Here is a 16,519-nt window from a genome sequence, read left to right on the forward strand (position 1 = left end):
ATCCAACAGGTTCACAAAACCGTGACCTCGAACCGGCCTTGACGCGTATCAAGCATGCTGAATGCGCCGAACACGCCTGAAACGACAACGCCGCCCTGGAAGGCGGCGTTTTTGTCTTTAAATTCAACAGCCTACAGAAATCAGGCGTAGGCCGGAGTGGCATATTCGACCGGATCCGGCGTCGCCGGCGAGTCGAAACTGACCCATTCCCAGGCAGTGGCGTCGGCCATCAGCGCCCGCACCAGCTTGTTGTTGAGGGCGTGACCGGACTTGAAGCCTTCGTAGGCACCCAGCACCTGGCCACCGGCCAGGTAGAGGTCGCCGATCGCATCGAGGATCTTGTGGCGCACGAATTCGTCGGCATAGCGCAGGCCGTCTTCGTTGAGCACGCGGAACTCGTCCAGCACGATGGCGTTGTCCATCGAACCGCCCAGGCCCAGGTTGCGCTCGCGCATGTATTCCAGGTCGCGCATGAAACCGAAGGTGCGCGCGCGGGAGATTTCCTTGGTGTAGGCCAGCGTCGAGAACTCGATTTCCTGGCGCGACTGCTTGGCCGGAATCATCGGGTGGTCGAACTGGATGGTGAAGCCCAGCTTGTAGCCCTCGTACGGGCTGAAGCGGGCCACCTTGTCGCCTTCGGTCACTTCCACGGTCTTCAGCACGCGGATGAAGCGCTTGGGCGCATCCTGTTCCACGATGCCCGCCGACTGCAGCAGGAACACGAACGGGCCGGCCGAACCGTCCATGATCGGCAGCTCGGCCGAGGACAGTTCGACAATGATGTTGTCCACGCCCAGGCCGGCCAGCGCCGACATCAGGTGTTCGACGGTCTGGATCTTGGCGTCGTTGCAGGTCAGGCCGGTGCACAACGTCACTTCGGTGACCAGCTCGGCCTTGGCCGGCACTTCCACCACCGGGTCCAGGTCCACGCGGCGGAACACGATGCCATGGTTGACCGGTGCCGGGCGCAGGGTCATGTAGACCTTGTCGCCGCTGTGCAGGCCAACGCCGGTGGCGCGGATCGTGTTCTTGAGGGTGCGTTGCTGGATCATGGGGGATGGACCGGAAGTGACACATTAGATTAACACGCACGGTCCCCTACCCCGGCTGAAAGGCAGGCAGGACACACCGGCGCGCCAATGGGACGCACATGACGCAGGGCGGCCGGGCCCATCCTGGCCCGGCGCCCGCGTTTTCAGGACATGGTGGCGCAACCCGGGGAGGACAACCCCGGGCCGGCCCGCTCAGTCCGCCTGGCGGCGCAGGAACGCCGGGATGTCCAGGTAATCGTTCGGCAGTTCTGCCGCGGCCGGGGCCGAAGAGGACGGCGCCGACGGGGCCGAAGCCGCCGCGGTATCGCTGCTGGCGCGACGCAGGCCCAGGCCCATGCCGCCGACGGCCTTGGACACGGCGTCGCCGCCGTTGTCGAAGTCGCCGAACTCCGGCTGGCCGGTGGTGGCGTTGCGGACCAGCTTGATCGGCGCGCGCTCGCCCGGACGCTGGGCCTTGCTGGCCGACACGCGGTTCAGGCCGGTGGCAACCACGGTCACGCGCACTTCGTCCTGCATGTCCGGGTCGAGCACGGTGCCAACCACCACGGTGGCGTCTTCCGAAGCGAAGCCGTCGATGGTGCGGCCGATCTCGTCGAACTCGGCCATGGTGAAGTCCGCACCGGCGGTGATGTTGACCAGGATGCCGTTGGCACCGGCCAGGTTCACGTCGTCCAGCAGCGGGTTCTGGATGGCCGATTCGGCAGCGGCCTGGGCGCGGTCATCGCCACGGGCGGTGCCGGTACCCATCATCGCCAGGCCCATTTCGGACATGACGGTGCGCACGTCGGCGAAGTCGACGTTGATCAGGCCCGGACGCACGATCAGGTCGGCGATGCCCTGCACGGCGCCCTGCAGCACGTCGTTGGCGGCGCGGAATGCCTGGATCATGGTCGCATTGCGGCCCAGCACGGTGATCAGCTTCTCGTTCGGGATGGTGATCAGCGAGTCGCAGTGCTGGCTCAGTTCCTCGATGCCCTTCAGCGCCACCTGCATGCGGCGACGGCCTTCGAACGGGAACGGCTTGGTGACCACGGCCACGGTCAGGATGCCCATCTCCTTGGCCAGCTGCGCCACCACCGGTGCAGCGCCGGTACCGGTGCCGCCGCCCATGCCGGCGGTGATGAACACCATGTCCGCGCCCTGCAGGGCGTCCATGATGCGCTCACGGTCTTCCAGCGCGGCCTGGCGGCCGACTTCCGGGTTCGCGCCTGCGCCCAGGCCCTTGGTCACGTTGGTACCCAGCTGCAGCTGCAGCTTGGCACCGCAATTCTTGATGGCCTGCGAGTCGGTGTTGGCGGTGATGAACTCCACGCCGTCCACCGCCGAGTTGACCATGTGCGCCACGGCATTGCCGCCGCCGCCGCCCACGCCAACCACCTTGATCACCGCATTGGGTGCCATCTTTTCGATCAGTTCAAAATGCGCCATGTCCGTGTCCTCGTTGTATCCGCTTGTCGGTGGCATGGACGGTCGGGCCTCCTGCCTTCGCGTGTCATGTTGCCGTTGCGGCTGTGTGGGTTGTGTATTGCGTTGCTGCGTTGTGATGCGGGTACTGCAGGTGCTGCGCCGGGGTGACCCCCGGTGTTACGGGTTCCGCGTCAGAACTCGCCGCGGAACCAGGTCTTGAGTTTCTTGAACATGCTTCCGGCGCGCCCGGTCGGCAGCGACGGCCGCCGCGGGTGCTCGATCTGGCTGCCCATCAGCAGCAGGCCCACGCCGGTGGCATGCACCGGGTTGCCCACCACTTCGCCCAGGCCGGTGACGTGCTGCGGGATGCCCACGCGCACCGGCATCTGCAGCATTTCCTCGGCCAGCTCGACCACGCCTTCCATCTTCGAGGCACCACCGGTCAGCACCATGCCGGCGCGCACCAGTTCCTCGAAGCCGGAGCGGCGCAGTTCGGCCTGCACCATCTCGAAGATTTCCTCGTAACGGCCCTGCACCGCCTGCGCCAGCGAATGGCGCGGCATGCGGCGCGGCGGACGGTCGCCCACCGACGGCACCTGGATGCTTTCCTCGGCGGTGGCCAGCTGGGCCAGGGCGCAGGCGTAGCGCACCTTGATCTGCTCGGCTTCCGGGGTGGGCGTGCGCAGCATGTGCGCGATGTCATTGGTGACGTGGTCGCCGGCGATCGGCAGCGAAGCCGTGTGGCAGATCGCGCCCTGCACGAACACCGCGATGTCGGTGGTGCCGGCGCCCATGTCGACCAGCACCACGCCCAGCTCGCGTTCGTCGGCGGTCAGCACCGCAACGCTGGAGGCCAGCGAGGACAGCACCAGGTCATCCACCTGCAGGCCGCAGCGCTGCACGCACTTGCTGATGTTGGCCGCGGCTGACTGCGCGCACACCACCAGGTGCGCATGCACCTCCAGGCGCACGCCGGTCATGCCGACCGGATTGCGGATGCCTTCCTGCGAATCGTCCAGCACGTACTCGCGCGGGATCGCGTGCAGGATCTTCTGGTCGGCCGGAATCGCCACCGCCTTGGCCGCATCGAGCACGCGATCCAGGTCGCCCCAGGTCACTTCCCCGTCGCGGATCGGCACGATGCCCGGCGAGTTCTTGCACTGCACGTGGTTGCCGGAGATCGAGGCGTACACCGAGCGGATCTCGCAGCCGGCCATCAGCTCGGCTTCTTCCACCGCGCGCTGGATCGACTGCACGGTCGATTCGATGTCCACCACCACGCCGCGCTTCAAACCGCGCGACTCGTGCGAGCCGATGCCGATCACTTCGATCGGGTTGCCCGGCGAGTACTCGCCCACCAGCGCCACCACCTTGGAGGTGCCGATGTCCAGGCCAACGATCAGCGATTTGTCACCCTTGCGATTCATGTCCTTTCCTGCGTGCTTCTGGCCGGGGTCGCCGGCGCTTTCGCCGGCGTGGCCGGGGTACCCCAGCTCAGCGTGAAACCATTGGTGTAACGGAGGTCGGCGCGCTCGATCGGCGCGTCCTGACGGTTGAGCTGCGGCAGTACCTTGACGAAGCGCTGCATGCGCGAGCGCGCGTCGTCGCGGCCGACCACCACTTCGGTGCCGTTGCTCAGCACCAGCGACCAGCTGCCGCGTGCATCCATCGTCACCCGGCGCACATCGACGCCGGCCGGTGCGAACAATGCACGCGAGTCGCTGTACAGCTTCATCACTTCTTCGGTCTGGCTGTCCGGGCCATCCAGTTCGGGCAGCGCAAGGTCGGCCAGCTTCTTCGGCGTGGGGAACAGCTTGCCCTGCTCGGAAACCAGGCGGTCGTTGCCCCAGCGCGCGAACGGCTTGTGCTCGACCAGGGTTACTTCCAGCACATCCGGCCACTGCTTGCGTACCCGTGCGCTTTCCACCCACGGCAACTTTTCCAGTGCGTCCTGGGCATCCTGCAGCTTGACCGCGAAGAACCCGGCGCGCGCATACGGCAGCAGCACCTGCTGCAGCTGTTCGGCTGGTACCCGCTTGAACTCGCCATGCACGCGCAGCTTCGCCAGCGGCCAGCGCTCGGCGCCGACCCAGCCATTGACCACGGCCACCACCGGCAGTGCAACCACCGACAGCGCCAACAGCCAGACGAAGATGCGCAGCACCGCGTTCATGCGTGCGAGGCCTCCAGGGTCTGTTCCAGCACGCGCCACACCAGCTCTTCGAAGCTGATGCCGGCCTGGCCTGCGGCCTTGGGCACCAGCGAATGGCTGGTCATGCCCGGCGCGGTATTCACTTCCAGCAGGAAGAAGCGGCCGCTGCTGCGGTCGCGCATCACGTCCACGCGGCCCCAACCACGGCAGCCAGCAGCGCGGAACGCGGCCAGCGCGATGCGGCGGATTTCCTCTTCGTCGCCACCGTCCAGGCCCGGGCACAGGTACTGGGTGTCCTCGGCGATGTACTTGGCGTTGTAGTCGTACCACTGGCCCTTGGGCACGATGCGGATCGACGGCAGCGCGACGTCGCCGAGAATGGCCACGGTCAGTTCGTCGCCGACCACCATCTGCTCCATCAGCAGCTGGCCGTCGTAGCGCGCAGCCAGGGCCACGGCCTCATCCAGGCCGGCGTCGTCGGTGACCCGGCTGATGCCCACGCTGGAGCCTTCGTTGGCCGGCTTCACCACCACCGGCAGGCCCAGCTCGGCCGCCAGTGCATGCACGTTCGATGCGTCGACCTTGCGGTATTGCGGGGTCGGCAGGCCCAGCGACAACCACACCTGCTTGGTACGGATCTTGTCCATGCTCAGCGCAGAGCCCAGCACGTCCGAGCCGGTGTACGGCACGCCGAAGGCGTCCATCAGGCCCTGCACGATGCCGTCCTCACCACCACCGTTGTGGCCGTGCAGGATGTTGAACACACGGTCGATGCCGCCGGCAGCCAGCGCCTTGGCCAGCGCCGGAATGCCGTCCACGGTGAACGCATCGACACCGCGCGACTGCAGTGCTTCCAGTACGTTGCGGCCGGAATCCAGCGACACCTCGCGTTCGCTGGAAGTGCCACCGAGCAGCACGGCGACGCGACCGAATACAGCCGGGTCGGTCACGCGCAGCGGCGGGAAGGTCAGCGCGCTCACGCCTCGCCCTCCCCCTTGAAGCCTTCCACCGCGATGTGGGTAGCCACGGCGCCGATGTCGCCCGCCCCCATCATCAGCAGCAGGTCACCGTCCTGCAGCACGTCCGGCAGCACGCTGGCCAGCTCGGCGGCCTTGCCAACCACCACCGGTTCGCTGCGGCCGCGCGCGCGGATGGCGCGGGCCAGCGCATGCGAGTCGGCACCGGCAATCGGTTCCTCGCCAGCCGGGTAGACCTCGCTCAGCACCAGCGCATCGACGCTGGACAGCACCGCGGCGAACTTGTCGAACTGGTCGCGGGTTCGGCTGTAGCGGTGCGGCTGGAAGGCCACCACCAGGCGCTTGTCGGCCCAGCCACCACGGGCGGCGGCGAACACGGCTTCCAGCTCGCTCGGGTGATGACCGTAGTCATCGATGATGCGCACCTTGGCGCCACTGGCGGTGGTCACTTCGCCCAGATCGTTGAAGCGACGGCCGACACCGGCGAAGCCTTCCAGCGCACGCGCGATGGCGTCCGGGGCCACGCCCAGCTGCCAGCCCACTGCGGCGGCGGCCAGTGCGTTGAGTACGTTGTGCCTGCCCGGCAGTGCCAGTACCACTTCCTGGCTGGTGCCCTGCGGCAGGCGCAGGGTGAAGCGCATGCGCGACCCTTCCTGCACCACGTTCTCGGCGCGCACGTCGGCCTGCGGGCTCATGCCGTAGCTCATCACGTGGCGCGGGGTCCTGGCGGCCAGCGCAGCCACTTCCGGGTCGTCGATGCACAGCACCGCCAGGCCATAGAACGGCAGGCGCTGCAGGAACTCGGCGAACGCCGCCTGCACGCGGGCAAAGTCGTTGCCGTAGTTCTCCAGATGATCGGCATCGATGTTGGTGATGATCGACATCAGCGGGTTCAGGCGCAGGAAGCTGCCATCGCTTTCGTCGGCCTCGGCCACCAGCCACTGGCCACCACCCAGCTTGGCGTTGGCGCCGGCGGCCAGCAGCTGGCCACCAATCACGAACGTCGGGTCCAGGCCGCCTTCGCTCAATACCGCAGCGGTGAGGCTGGTGGTGGTGGTCTTGCCATGCGTACCGGCCACGGCGATGCCGCGACGGAAGCGCATCAGCTCGGCCAGCATGGCCGCACGCGGCATGATCGGAATGCGCTGGCTGCGCGCTTCCATCAGTTCCGGGTTGTCTTCGCGGATGGCGCTGGAGACCACCACGCAGTCGGTGCCCAGCACGTTGGCCGCCGAGTGGCCGCGCATGATGCGCGCACCCAGGCTGGCCAGGCGGCGGGTCGCCACGTTGTCGGCGTTGTCCGAGCCGGACACTTCATAGCCCAGCGTCAGCATCACTTCGGCGATACCGCTCATGCCGGTGCCGCCGATGCCGACGAAATGCACGCGCGGGAACGCGCGCACCAGGTCGTTGGTGTCGTGCAGGCGGCGGATCATGCGCGGCCTCGCGCAGGGCAGGCGCGGTGGCATGCCTTCTTCATACAGCTTCCTCGAGAATGATATCGGCGATGCGCTCGGCGGCATCGACCTTGGCCAGGGCACGCGCGGCTTGCGCCATCTGCATGCGGCGGGCGGGATTTTCGGACAGATCGCGCAGCAGTGCGGCAATGCCGTCGGCCAGCGTTCCGTCCTGCTTCAGCAAAACCGCCGCGCCGCGCTCGACCAGGTACTCCGCATTGCGGGTCTGGTGATCGTCGACGGCAGCGGGGAATGGCACCAGCACACTGCCGACACCGACCGCGCACAGCTCGGCCAGCGTGGACGCGCCGGAGCGGCATACGACCAGATCGGCCCAGGCAAACGCCTCGGCCATGTCGGCGATGAACGGGGTGATCTCCGCCTGCACGCCGGCCTTGGCATAGGCCTCGACCGCTTCGGCATGCATCTTCTCGCCGCTCTGGTGGCGCACCTGCACCGGAACCCCGGCACCGAGCGCAGCGATCGCCTGCGGCACGCCGGTATTGAGCGCGCGTGCACCCTGGCTGCCGCCCACCACCAGCACGCGCAGCGGACCCTGGCGGTCGGCGAAGCGCTGTTCCGGCGGTGCGATAGCGGCGATCTCCGCACGCACCGGGTTGCCGACAAACTCCTCGCCCTGGGCGAAGGTGCCCGGGAAGCCGGTCAGCAGACGGCGTGCATAGCGCGACAGGATGCGATTGGTCAGGCCCGGTGCGCGGTTCTGCTCATGCACGATCAGCGGCAGGCCATGCAGGCGCGTGGCCATGCCGCCGGGACCGGAGGCGAATCCACCGAAGGCCACCACCGCACGCGGCTGGCGCTTGCGGATGATCATGCCGGCCGCGCGCAGCGCGCGCATCAGCCGCCACGGCGCGCCCAGCAGGGCCAGCTTGCCCTTGCCGCGCAGGCCGGTGATGGCCAGCGTGTCGATCGGAATGTCGTGCTGCGGCACCAGACGGGTTTCCATCGCACCGTCGGCGCCCATCCAGGTGACCGGCACGCCGCGCGCGCGCAGCACGCGGGCCACGGCCAGGCCGGGGAAGATGTGACCGCCGGTACCACCGGCCAGGATCATCACCGGGCGCACGTTGTCGGTGGCTGTGCTCATGACAGCCTCCCGAAGGTCGGTTCGATGCGCGACTGCAGGCGGCTGGTGCCACGCGCAGCGTTCGCTGCAGCGGCAGCCACCGGCTCGGCGCTCATCGGTACGCTGGCGGCCACCGGCGCGGCCGGCTCGTCGCTCGGCTCGGCAGCGGCGTCTTCGCTGCCGCCGATGCGCACGGCCTGGCGGCGCTCGGCGCGCTTGAGTTCATAGGACACGCGCAGCAGCAGGCCCATCGCCACGCAGGTCATCAGCACCGACGAGCCGCCGGAGGAGATCAGCGGCAGGGTCAGGCCCTTGGTCGGCAGGATGCCCAGGTTCACGCCGATCGAAACGAAGGTCTGCATGCTGATCCACAGGCCGATGCCGAAGGCGATGTAGCCGGAGAAGTGCCGCTTCATCTCCACGCAGCGCATGCCCAGCCAGAAGGTCCGGCCGACCAGCAGCGCGTACAGGGCCACGATCACGCAGGTGCCCAGGAAGCCGAATTCCTCGGCGGTGACCGAGAAGATGAAGTCGGTATGCGCTTCGGGCAGGTAGTACAGCTTCTGCACCGAGTTGCCCAGGCCGACGCCGGTCCACTCGCCACGGCCCACCGCCATCAGCGCGTTGGACAGCTGGTAGCCGTCGCCCTGCTGGTCGGCCCATGGGTCCAGGAAGGAGGTGATGCGGCGCATGCGGTACGGCTCGATGATCGCCAGTGCGCTCATGCCGACCAGGCCGATGATCACCGGCATCGACATGCGCGGCATGTTCACCCCGCCCAGCACCAGCATGCCGGCGGTGATCGCCAGCAGCAGGGTGGACGAGCCGAAGTCCGGCTGCAGCAGCAGCAGCACCACCAGCGCCCCGGCCACGCCCAGCGGCTTGAGCATCGCCGGCCAGGTCGCATTGACCTCGTCGCGGAAACGCACCAGGTAGCTGGACAGCCAGACGATGTAGAGCACTTTCACCGCTTCGACCGTCTGGAACTTGGAGATGCCCAGGTTGATCCAGCGGCGCGCACCGTTGACCGTGCTGCCCAGGCCCGGTGCGAACACCGCCAGCAGCAGCACGAAGCAGCCCAGCAGCAGCATCTGGTTGTACTGCTCGATGGACTTCAGTTCAGTGCGGGCGGCGATGACCGCCAGCACGATACCCACCGCCAGGAAGATCAGGTGGCGGTTGAGGTAGTAGAACGGACTGCTCATCAAGGCGATCGAGCTGGACGCCACCATCACCACGCCCACGCCGGTGAGCGCGATGATCGCGCCCAGCAGCCACTTGTCGTAGCTGCCTTCGATGGCTTCAAGGCGTGTTGCCTGGCGGGACAGGTCGTTCATCTCAGCGCACCTTCAACGTGGCCAGGCCGATCAGCACCAGCACGACAGAGATGATCCAGAAGCGCACGATCACGCGCGGCTCGGGCCAGCCCTTCAGTTCGAAGTGGTGGTGGATCGGCGCCATGCGGAACACGCGCTTGCCGGTCAGCTTGAACGAGGCGACCTGGATCATCACCGACAGCGTTTCGATGACGAACACGCCGCCCATGATCACCAGCACCAGTTCCTGGCGGGTGATCACCGCGATCGTGCCCAGCACCGCGCCCAGCGCCAGCGCACCGATGTCGCCCATGAACACCATGGCCGGATAGGTGTTGAACCACAGGAAGCCGAGGCCCGCGCCGGCAATGGCCGCACAGATGATGACCAGCTCGCCGGCGCCCGGAATCTGCGGGATCTGCAGGTAGTTGGCGAACACCACGTTGCCCGAGGCGTAAGCGAACACACCCAGCGCGCAGGCCACAAGCACGGTCGGCATGATCGCCAGGCCGTCCAGGCCGTCGGTCAGGTTCACCGCATTGGAGAAGCCGACGATCCAGAAGTAGGCGATGGCCACGAAACCGATGCCGGCCAGCGGCAGCGCGATCGACTTGAACATCGGAATGTAGAAGGTCAACGCGGCCGGCACGTCGGCCGTGTAGAACAGGAACAGGCCCGCGGCCAGGCCGAAGATCGACTGCAGCAGGTACTTCCAGCGCGACTTCAGGCCGTTCGGGTCGCGGCGGACGATCTTGATCCAGTCGTCATACCAGCCGATGGCGCCGAAGCACAGCATCACCGCCAGCACCAGCCACACGTAGCGGTTGCGCAGGTCGGCCCACATCAGCACCGACAGGGTGATGGTGAGCAGGATCAGCGAACCACCCATGGTCGGCGTACCGGCCTTGGAGAAATGGGTCTGCGGGCCGTCCTTGCGGATCGGCTGGCCGCCCTTGAACTGGGCAAGCTTGCGGATCATCGCCGGGCCGAGCCACAGCGACAGGAACAGGGCCGTCAGCGCGGCAAGGATGGCGCGGAACGTCTGGTAGTTGAACAGCCCGAACAGGCTCTCCAACTGCTGCAACCATCGAGCCAGTTCATACAACATGCGGGGATTCCTCTCCTTGCGCCAGCAGCGCTTTGACGATCAGGTCCATGGCACTGCCACGGGAACCCTTGACCAGGCAGCGCACACCAGCGTGCAACTCATCCTGCAGCGCCTGTGACAGCGCACCATGGGTAGCGAAATGGCGACCGCCTTCGCCGAAGGCGGCCGCAGCGGCGGCACTGAGCGGACCCAGCGCATACAGCCGCTTCAGGCCGGCAGCACGTGCGCGGATGCCGGCCTGCGCATGCAGCGCTTCGGCATCCGGACCCAGCTCGCGCATGTCGCCCAGCACCAGCCAGCCCTCTTCCGGCGCGGCGGCCAGGGCGTCGATCGCCGCCGCCAGCGAGCCGGGATTGGCGTTGTAGCTGTCATCCACCAGCACCGCGCCATTGCGCAGCTGATGGGCGATCTGGCGGCCCGGCACCGGCTGCGCTTCGGCCAGGCCGGCAGCGATCAGCGCCAGGTCGACGCCCGCGGCCAGCGCCAGGCTGGCTGCGGCCAGCGCATTGCTGACGTTGTGGCGACCCGGCAGGCCGAGCACCACGCGTGCTTCGCCGGCTGGCGAAACCAGAGTGAACTGGCTGCCCTGCGCGCCGGCGCGGATGTCGCGCGCGGTCACCTCGGCGGTATGTTCCAGGCCGTAGCGCAGCACGCGGCAACGCGGCGGGGTGCCGACGAAATGCTGTTCGAACCAGCGGCCGTAGGCATCGTCCACATTGATCACCGCCACGCCATCGGCCGGCAGCGCTGCATAGATCGCGCCCTTGGTCACCGCCACGCCGAGCAGGCTGCCCATGCGTTCCAGGTGCGCCGGGGCAATGTTGTTGACCAGCGCATAGCGCGGGCGGGCGATGTCGGTCAGGTAGGCGATATCGCCCGGCTTGCCGGCGCCCATCTCGTAGACGGCGTAGTCGGCATCTTCCGGCGCATCGATCACCGCCAGCGGCAGGCCGATCTCGTTGTTGCGGTTGCCCGGGTTGGCGTAGACCACCTTGTGGGCGTGCTGTGCCACCTGCTGCAGGATCGACAGCAGCAGGCTCTTCACGCTGGTCTTGCCGTTGCTGCCGGTGATCGCGAACACCTCGGTGCCGCGGTCGCGCTGCATGCCGGTGGCGATCTTCGCCAGTGCCAGTTCGCTGTCGGCCACCAGCACCTGTGGCAGTTCGATCGGCAGCAGGCGCTCGACCAGCAGCGCACTGGCACCGCGCGCCTGCGCGTCGGCGGCAAAGTCATGGCCGTCGAAACGCTCGCCGCGCAGCGCCACATACAGGCTGCCCGGGCCGAGGCTGCGGGTGTCATTGCTGACCGCATCGATGGCCACGTCGTCGCCGTGGATCTCACCGCCGGCCCAGTGTGCGATCAGCGAAAGCAGGGTGCGCTTCATGCGGTGCCCTCCCCGGCCTGCGCCTCTAGTACACCGGCCTTGGCCGCCAGTGCAGCGGCGGCCACTTCGGTGTCGTCGAAGTCATGGCGCACGCCATTCACTTCCTGGTACGGCTCGTGGCCCTTGCCAGCGATCAGGATGATGTCACCGGCACCGGCACGCTTCACCGCCAGGCCGATCGCACGCGCGCGGCTGCGCTGCACCGTCACGGCGGAGGCATCGGTGAAGCCGGCCAGGATGTCGGCCACGATCACGTCACCATCCTCGCCACGCGGGTTGTCGTCGGTGACGATGACCTGGTTGGCCAGACGCTCGGCAATGGCCGCCATCTGCGGGCGCTTGCCGGTATCACGCTCGCCGCCGCAGCCGAACACGCAGAACAGCGCGCCGTGCAGGTGGCCATGCAGGCTGTCCAGCGCCTGTTCCAGCGCGTCCGGGGTGTGTGCGTAATCGACCACCACGGTCGGCAGGCCGTCTTCGCCGCCCAGGCGGTTCATGCGGCCACGGATCGGCTGCAGTGCCGACAGCACCTCGGCGATGCGCGGCAGCGGCTGGCCCTGCGCATGCAGGGTACCGGCCACCGCCAGCAGGTTGTCCACGTTGAAGCGGCCCAGCAGCGGCGACTGCACCGCCGCGCGCTGGCCGTCGATGACCAGTTCGAAGGCAATGCCACGGCCATCCAGCTGCAGCGCCTCGGCGCGCACGCTGGCGTCGGTGGCACCGCGCGAGCTCAGGCCGATCGGCTGCACGCCCGCCGGCAGGCCGGCGAACAGCTGGCCGCCGAACGCGTCGTCCAGATTGATCACCGCGGCCTTCAGGCCCGGACGGTGGAACAGCCGCGCCTTGGCCGCGCCGTAGCTGGCCATGTCGCCGTGGTAGTCCAGATGGTCGCGGGTGAGGTTGGTGAACACCGCCACGTCGTAGTGCACGGCATCCACGCGACCCTGGTCCAGCGCATGCGAGCTGACTTCCATCGCCACCGCGCGCGCACCGGCGTCGCGCAGCTGCGCCAGCAGCGCATGCATCTGCAGCACCAGCGGCGTGGTGAAGCCGGTCGGCTCGACCGCACCATAAAGTCCGGCGCCCAGCGTGCCGATACTGCCACTGGGCGTACCGAGCAGGTGCCAGGCCTGGGCCAGCAGCTGCACGGTGGAGGTCTTGCCGTTGGTGCCGGTGACACCGACCATCGCCATCGCCCGCGACGGCGCGCCATGGAACTGGTCGGCCATCGCACCCATGCGTGCGCGCAGGCCCGGCACGGCGATCGCATCGGCCGGTGCCGGCAGTTCGGCAGGCGCCGGCGGTTCAAACAGGATGACGCTGGCACCGGCGGCGCGGGCCTGCTCGACAAAGCCCAGGCCATGCGCGCCGAAACCGGCGATGGCGACGAAGGCATTGCCGGGACGCACGGCGCGGCTGTCCAGCACCAGGCCGGTCAGAACGGGGTCGTGCCCTGCAAGGGCAACGTCCGGAAGCAACTGCGAAAGCAACATCGAAGGACTCATTGCGTGCCTCCCGTAGTGGGCGGCGTCTGGGCGTGCGCGCTCGGCAGCGCAGCATCGAATTCAGCGGCGGCATCCACCGGCAGCGCGGTCTCGGCCGGCGGCGCAGGCAGGATCGAGGCCGAGTGGCCGACCTTGCCGGACTGCTGTGCGGCCAGCCACGACTGCAGGTCGTCCAATGGCACGTCCATCAGGCGCAGGGTGCCTTCCATCACGTTGTGATAGACCGGCGCCGACACCAGGCCGCCGTAGAACTTGCCGGCCTGCGGATCGTTGATGACGATGACGGTGGCGAAGCGCGGGTTGGTGGCGGGCACCACGCCGGCGAACAGCGCGTTGTAATGACCCCGCTCGTAACCACCCGGACCGGCCTTGCGCGCGGTACCGGTCTTGCCGGCCACGCGGTAGCCCAGCACCGCCGCCTGCTTGGCGCCGCCCTGGGTGACCACGGTTTCCATCATCGCCACCACCTGCCTGGCGACGTTTTCGTCGATGATCTGCTGGCCTTCATTGCGCTGGCCCTTGACGAAGGTCGGCGCGATCAGACGACCGCCGTTGGCCAGTGCCGAATAGGCGGTAGCGATCTGCAGCGGCGTCACGTTCAGGCCGTAGCCGTAGGACATCGTGGTCTTGGTGGTACCCGACCAGCGCGCCGGGCGCAGCACCACGCCGCCGGATTCACCGGGGAAACCGCTGTGCGGTACCGAGCCATAACCAAAGCGGCGCACGCCGTCGTAGAACACCTGGTCCGGCATCTTCGCCGCGACCTTGGCCGCACCCACGTTCGAACTGCGGGTGATCACGCCGGTCACGTTCAGCACGCCGTTGTTGCGCGGCACGTCACGGATGGTGAAGCGACCCAGGGTCATGTAGCCCGGATTGGTGTCGATGATGGTGTCCTTGGTCACCGCACCGGCCTGCAGCGCGGTAGCGATGGTCAACGGCTTCATCGTCGAACCCGGCTCGACCAGGTCGGTCACCGCACGGTTGCGGCGCGCATCGGGCAGCGCGCCAGTCAGCGAATTCGGGTTGTAGGTCGGCAGGTTGACCATGGCCAGGATCTCGCCGGTGGTCACGTCCATGATCACCATCGAACCGCCCGCTGCCTTGTTGGCCACCAGCGCGTTGCGCAGTTCCTTGAACGCCAGGTACTGGATGCGGCGGTCGATGCTGAGGGTCAGGTCCTTGCCCGGCTCAGCGGCGCGCAGCAGATCGCTCTCGACGGTCTCGCCCTTGCGGTTGCGGATCACCCGCTTCGCACCGGCCTTGCCGCGCAGCCATTCGTCGAACGCCAGCTCCAGGCCTTCCTGGCCGCGGTCGTCGATGTTGGTGAAGCCCAGCACGTGCGCCATCGCTTCACCCTGCGGGTAGAAGCGGCGGAACTCGCGCTGCGCGGCCACGCCCGGAATCTTCAGCGCGACCACCTTCTCTGCCTCGTCCGGATTGATCCGGCGGCGCAGGTACATGAATTCCTTGTCCGACTTCTGCGACAGGCGGCTGCTCAGCTCATCCACCGACATGCCGACCGCCTGGGCCAGCTCCGGGATGCGCTCGGGCGAACGCAGCAGGTCCTGCGGATTGACCCAGATCGAGGCGACCGGCGTGGATACCGCCAGCGGCTCGCCGTTGCGGTCGGTGATCATGCCGCGCGAGGTCTTGATCGGCAGCTCGCGCAGGTAACGGGCCTCGCCCTGGCGCTGGTAGAAGTCGCTGTTGATGATCTGCACGTAGGCAGCACGACCGACCAGCGACACCGAGCACAGGCCGAGCGCGAGCGCGACCCAGCGCAGGCGCTGGCGCAGGTTGAAGGCATTGCGCGGGCGGTTGCGGCCGGCCTTGCTCATGGCCGCACCACCACGATGTCGGCGGCCTCGGGGAACTTCATGCCGAGCTTCTCGCGGGCGATGCGATCGACACGGTTGGCCTCGGCCAGGGTCGCCTGCTCCAGCTGCAGTCGGCCGAATTCCAGGTTGATGTCATCGCGCTTGCGCTCGGCGCGCGACAGTTCGATGAACGTCTGCCGATGACGGTGACGCACGAACACGACGCCGATCGCCGAGGCCACGGTGGACGCCAGCAGGATGATCAGCAGCAGCCGGCTCATGCGTCGGCCTCCCGCTTCTGCGCCACGCGCAGCACGGCGCTGCGCGCACGCGGGTTGGCGGCCAGTTCCTCGTCGGTAGCCTTGATGGCACCGCCGATCAGGTCCAGCGTCGGCACGAACGCCACCGCCTCAGGCAAGCGGCGGTTGGCCGGCGGCGCCTTGGCCAGGCGGTTCATGTACTGCTTGACGATGCGGTCTTCCAGCGAATGGAAGCTGATCACCGCCAGCCGGCCACCGGGCTTGAGCCGCTCCACCGCCGCATCGAGCCCGGCTTCCAGATCGGCCAGCTCGCGGTTGATGTGGATGCGGATGGCCTGGAAGCTGCGCGTGGCCGGGTGGATCTTGTCTTTCCCACGCGGCATCACCGAGGCGATCAGCTCGGCCAGTTCGGCGGTGCGGGAGAAGGGCTGCTTCTCGCGGCGGGCCACGATGGCACGGGCGATGCGGCGGCTCTGGCGTTCTTCGCCATAGGTCCACAGCACGTCGGCAATTTCGCGCTCTTCCACGCGGTTGATCCACTGCGCGGCGCTTTCACCGCTGTCCGGGTCCATGCGCATGTCCAGCGGGCCGTCCTTGCCGAAGCTGAAGCCACGTTCGGCCACGTCCAGCTGCGGCGACGACACGCCCAGGTCGAACAGCACGCCGTCCAGGCCTTCGGCCGTCGCATCCCACTGCAGCAGCTGGGCGAAGCTGCCACGGAAGATGGACACGCGCGGGTCCGGCGCGAAATCGCGCTCGGCAACGGCGATGGCTTCCGGATCCTTGTCCATGACCAGCAGGCGCCCCTCGGGACCGAGCTGGGTGAGCACGCCACGTGCATGACCGCCACGACCGAACGTGCCATCCAGATAACGTCCGTTTTCGATCACCCTCAGGCCTTCAAGGACCTGGGTGTACAGGACCGGCAGGTGCACCGCCGGCGACTGCGACACCGGAAGGTGACCGGTCTGCGCTTCTGGGCGCATCCGGGCAC

At 67.8% G+C, this 16,519-nt stretch carries 13 protein-coding genes and 1 pseudogene; all 14 read right to left on the reverse strand.

Translation table 11 applies throughout. The annotated features are described in order from the left end of the window. Positions 1-140: 140 nt before the first annotated feature. The gene (gene lpxC / locus AC5P6S_RS13930) at positions 141-1,052 is read right to left on the reverse strand and encodes a UDP-3-O-acyl-N-acetylglucosamine deacetylase (protein ID WP_005408085.1); all 912 of its coding nucleotides are present in this window, start codon (positions 1,050-1,052) and stop codon (positions 141-143) included. A gap of 192 nt (positions 1,053-1,244) precedes the next feature. Continuing rightward, positions 1,245-2,480 (reverse strand): cell division protein FtsZ, encoded by a 1,236-nt coding sequence (gene ftsZ, locus AC5P6S_RS13935; protein ID WP_005408084.1) that lies wholly within the window; start codon positions 2,478-2,480, stop codon positions 1,245-1,247. Positions 2,481-2,650: 170 nt separating this feature from the next. Further along, positions 2,651-3,886 (reverse strand): cell division protein FtsA, encoded by a 1,236-nt coding sequence (gene ftsA / locus AC5P6S_RS13940; RefSeq protein ID WP_005408083.1) that lies wholly within the window; start codon positions 3,884-3,886, stop codon positions 2,651-2,653. Positions 3,887-3,954: 68 nt separating this feature from the next. Continuing rightward, positions 3,955-4,632 (reverse strand): annotated as a pseudogene (locus AC5P6S_RS13945) (cell division protein FtsQ/DivIB); the annotation flags it as partial. Beyond that, positions 4,629-5,591 (reverse strand): D-alanine--D-alanine ligase, encoded by a 963-nt coding sequence (locus AC5P6S_RS13950; protein ID WP_087802810.1) that lies wholly within the window; start codon positions 5,589-5,591, stop codon positions 4,629-4,631. The pseudogene AC5P6S_RS13945 and the gene AC5P6S_RS13950, both read right to left, overlap by 4 nt. Further along, a complete protein-coding gene (gene murC, locus AC5P6S_RS13955) occupies positions 5,588-7,024 on the reverse strand; it encodes a UDP-N-acetylmuramate--L-alanine ligase (protein ID WP_005408080.1) in 1,437 nt (478 codons plus the stop codon). Before murC ends, AC5P6S_RS13950 begins: the two co-directional genes overlap by 4 nt. A gap of 40 nt (positions 7,025-7,064) precedes the next feature. Further along, positions 7,065-8,153 carry an undecaprenyldiphospho-muramoylpentapeptide beta-N-acetylglucosaminyltransferase gene (gene murG / locus AC5P6S_RS13960; protein ID WP_005408079.1) on the reverse strand — a complete coding sequence of 363 codons (1,089 nt, stop codon included), beginning with the start codon at positions 8,151-8,153 and terminating at the stop codon, positions 7,065-7,067. After that, positions 8,150-9,469, reverse strand: coding sequence for a putative lipid II flippase FtsW (ftsW, locus tag AC5P6S_RS13965; RefSeq protein ID WP_005412246.1), 1,320 nt, complete (start codon positions 9,467-9,469; stop codon positions 8,150-8,152). Before ftsW ends, murG begins: the two co-directional genes overlap by 4 nt. Position 9,470: 1 nt before the next feature. After that, positions 9,471-10,556, reverse strand: a complete 1,086-nt coding sequence (gene mraY / locus AC5P6S_RS13970) for a phospho-N-acetylmuramoyl-pentapeptide-transferase (RefSeq protein WP_010481929.1) — start codon at positions 10,554-10,556, stop codon at positions 9,471-9,473. Then, on the reverse strand, positions 10,546-11,940 hold the full coding sequence (locus AC5P6S_RS13975; protein ID WP_495204641.1) for a UDP-N-acetylmuramoyl-tripeptide--D-alanyl-D-alanine ligase: 1,395 nt from the start codon (positions 11,938-11,940) through the stop codon (positions 10,546-10,548). Before AC5P6S_RS13975 ends, mraY begins: the two co-directional genes overlap by 11 nt. Then, positions 11,937-13,445 carry a UDP-N-acetylmuramoyl-L-alanyl-D-glutamate--2,6-diaminopimelate ligase gene (locus tag AC5P6S_RS13980; RefSeq protein WP_049418480.1) on the reverse strand — a complete coding sequence of 503 codons (1,509 nt, stop codon included), beginning with the start codon at positions 13,443-13,445 and terminating at the stop codon, positions 11,937-11,939. The genes AC5P6S_RS13975 and AC5P6S_RS13980 overlap by 4 nt, the downstream gene beginning before the upstream one ends. Then, complete coding sequence (locus AC5P6S_RS13985; RefSeq protein ID WP_005412243.1) at positions 13,442-15,286, reverse strand: peptidoglycan D,D-transpeptidase FtsI family protein; 1,845 nt, start codon at positions 15,284-15,286, stop codon at positions 13,442-13,444. Before AC5P6S_RS13985 ends, AC5P6S_RS13980 begins: the two co-directional genes overlap by 4 nt. Further along, a complete protein-coding gene (ftsL, locus tag AC5P6S_RS13990) occupies positions 15,283-15,546 on the reverse strand; it encodes a cell division protein FtsL (RefSeq protein WP_005412242.1) in 264 nt (87 codons plus the stop codon). The genes AC5P6S_RS13985 and ftsL overlap by 4 nt, the downstream gene beginning before the upstream one ends. Continuing rightward, positions 15,543-16,511: a 16S rRNA (cytosine(1402)-N(4))-methyltransferase RsmH gene (gene rsmH, locus AC5P6S_RS13995; protein ID WP_012479154.1), complete on the reverse strand. Its 969-nt coding sequence runs from the start codon at positions 16,509-16,511 to the stop codon at positions 15,543-15,545. The genes ftsL and rsmH overlap by 4 nt, the downstream gene beginning before the upstream one ends. Positions 16,512-16,519 lie beyond the last annotated feature (8 nt).

This window comes from Stenotrophomonas sp. YJH_SMC_119 (assembly GCF_059368315.1).

Excerpts from the sequence above, each read along its gene's own strand:
- lpxC (WP_005408085.1), bottom strand. The coding sequence starts at position 1,052 with ATGATCCAGCAACGCACCCTCAAGAACACGATCCGCGCCACCGGCGTT.
- ftsZ (WP_005408084.1), bottom strand. The coding sequence starts at position 2,480 with ATGGCGCATTTTGAACTGATCGAAAAGATGGCACCCAATGCGGTGATC.
- ftsA (WP_005408083.1), bottom strand. The coding sequence starts at position 3,886 with ATGAATCGCAAGGGTGACAAATCGCTGATCGTTGGCCTGGACATCGGC.
- murC (WP_005408080.1), bottom strand. The coding sequence starts at position 7,024 with ATGATCCGCCGCCTGCACGACACCAACGACCTGGTGCGCGCGTTCCCG.
- murG (WP_005408079.1), bottom strand. The coding sequence starts at position 8,153 with ATGAGCACAGCCACCGACAACGTGCGCCCGGTGATGATCCTGGCCGGT.
- ftsW (WP_005412246.1), bottom strand. The coding sequence starts at position 9,469 with ATGAACGACCTGTCCCGCCAGGCAACACGCCTTGAAGCCATCGAAGGC.
- mraY (WP_010481929.1), bottom strand. The coding sequence starts at position 10,556 with ATGTTGTATGAACTGGCTCGATGGTTGCAGCAGTTGGAGAGCCTGTTC.
- AC5P6S_RS13975 (WP_495204641.1), bottom strand. The coding sequence starts at position 11,940 with ATGAAGCGCACCCTGCTTTCGCTGATCGCACACTGGGCCGGCGGTGAG.
- AC5P6S_RS13980 (WP_049418480.1), bottom strand. The coding sequence starts at position 13,445 with ATGAGTCCTTCGATGTTGCTTTCGCAGTTGCTTCCGGACGTTGCCCTT.
- AC5P6S_RS13985 (WP_005412243.1), bottom strand. The coding sequence starts at position 15,286 with ATGAGCAAGGCCGGCCGCAACCGCCCGCGCAATGCCTTCAACCTGCGC.
- ftsL (WP_005412242.1), bottom strand. The coding sequence starts at position 15,546 with ATGAGCCGGCTGCTGCTGATCATCCTGCTGGCGTCCACCGTGGCCTCG.
- rsmH (WP_012479154.1), bottom strand. The coding sequence starts at position 16,511 with ATGCGCCCAGAAGCGCAGACCGGTCACCTTCCGGTGTCGCAGTCGCCG.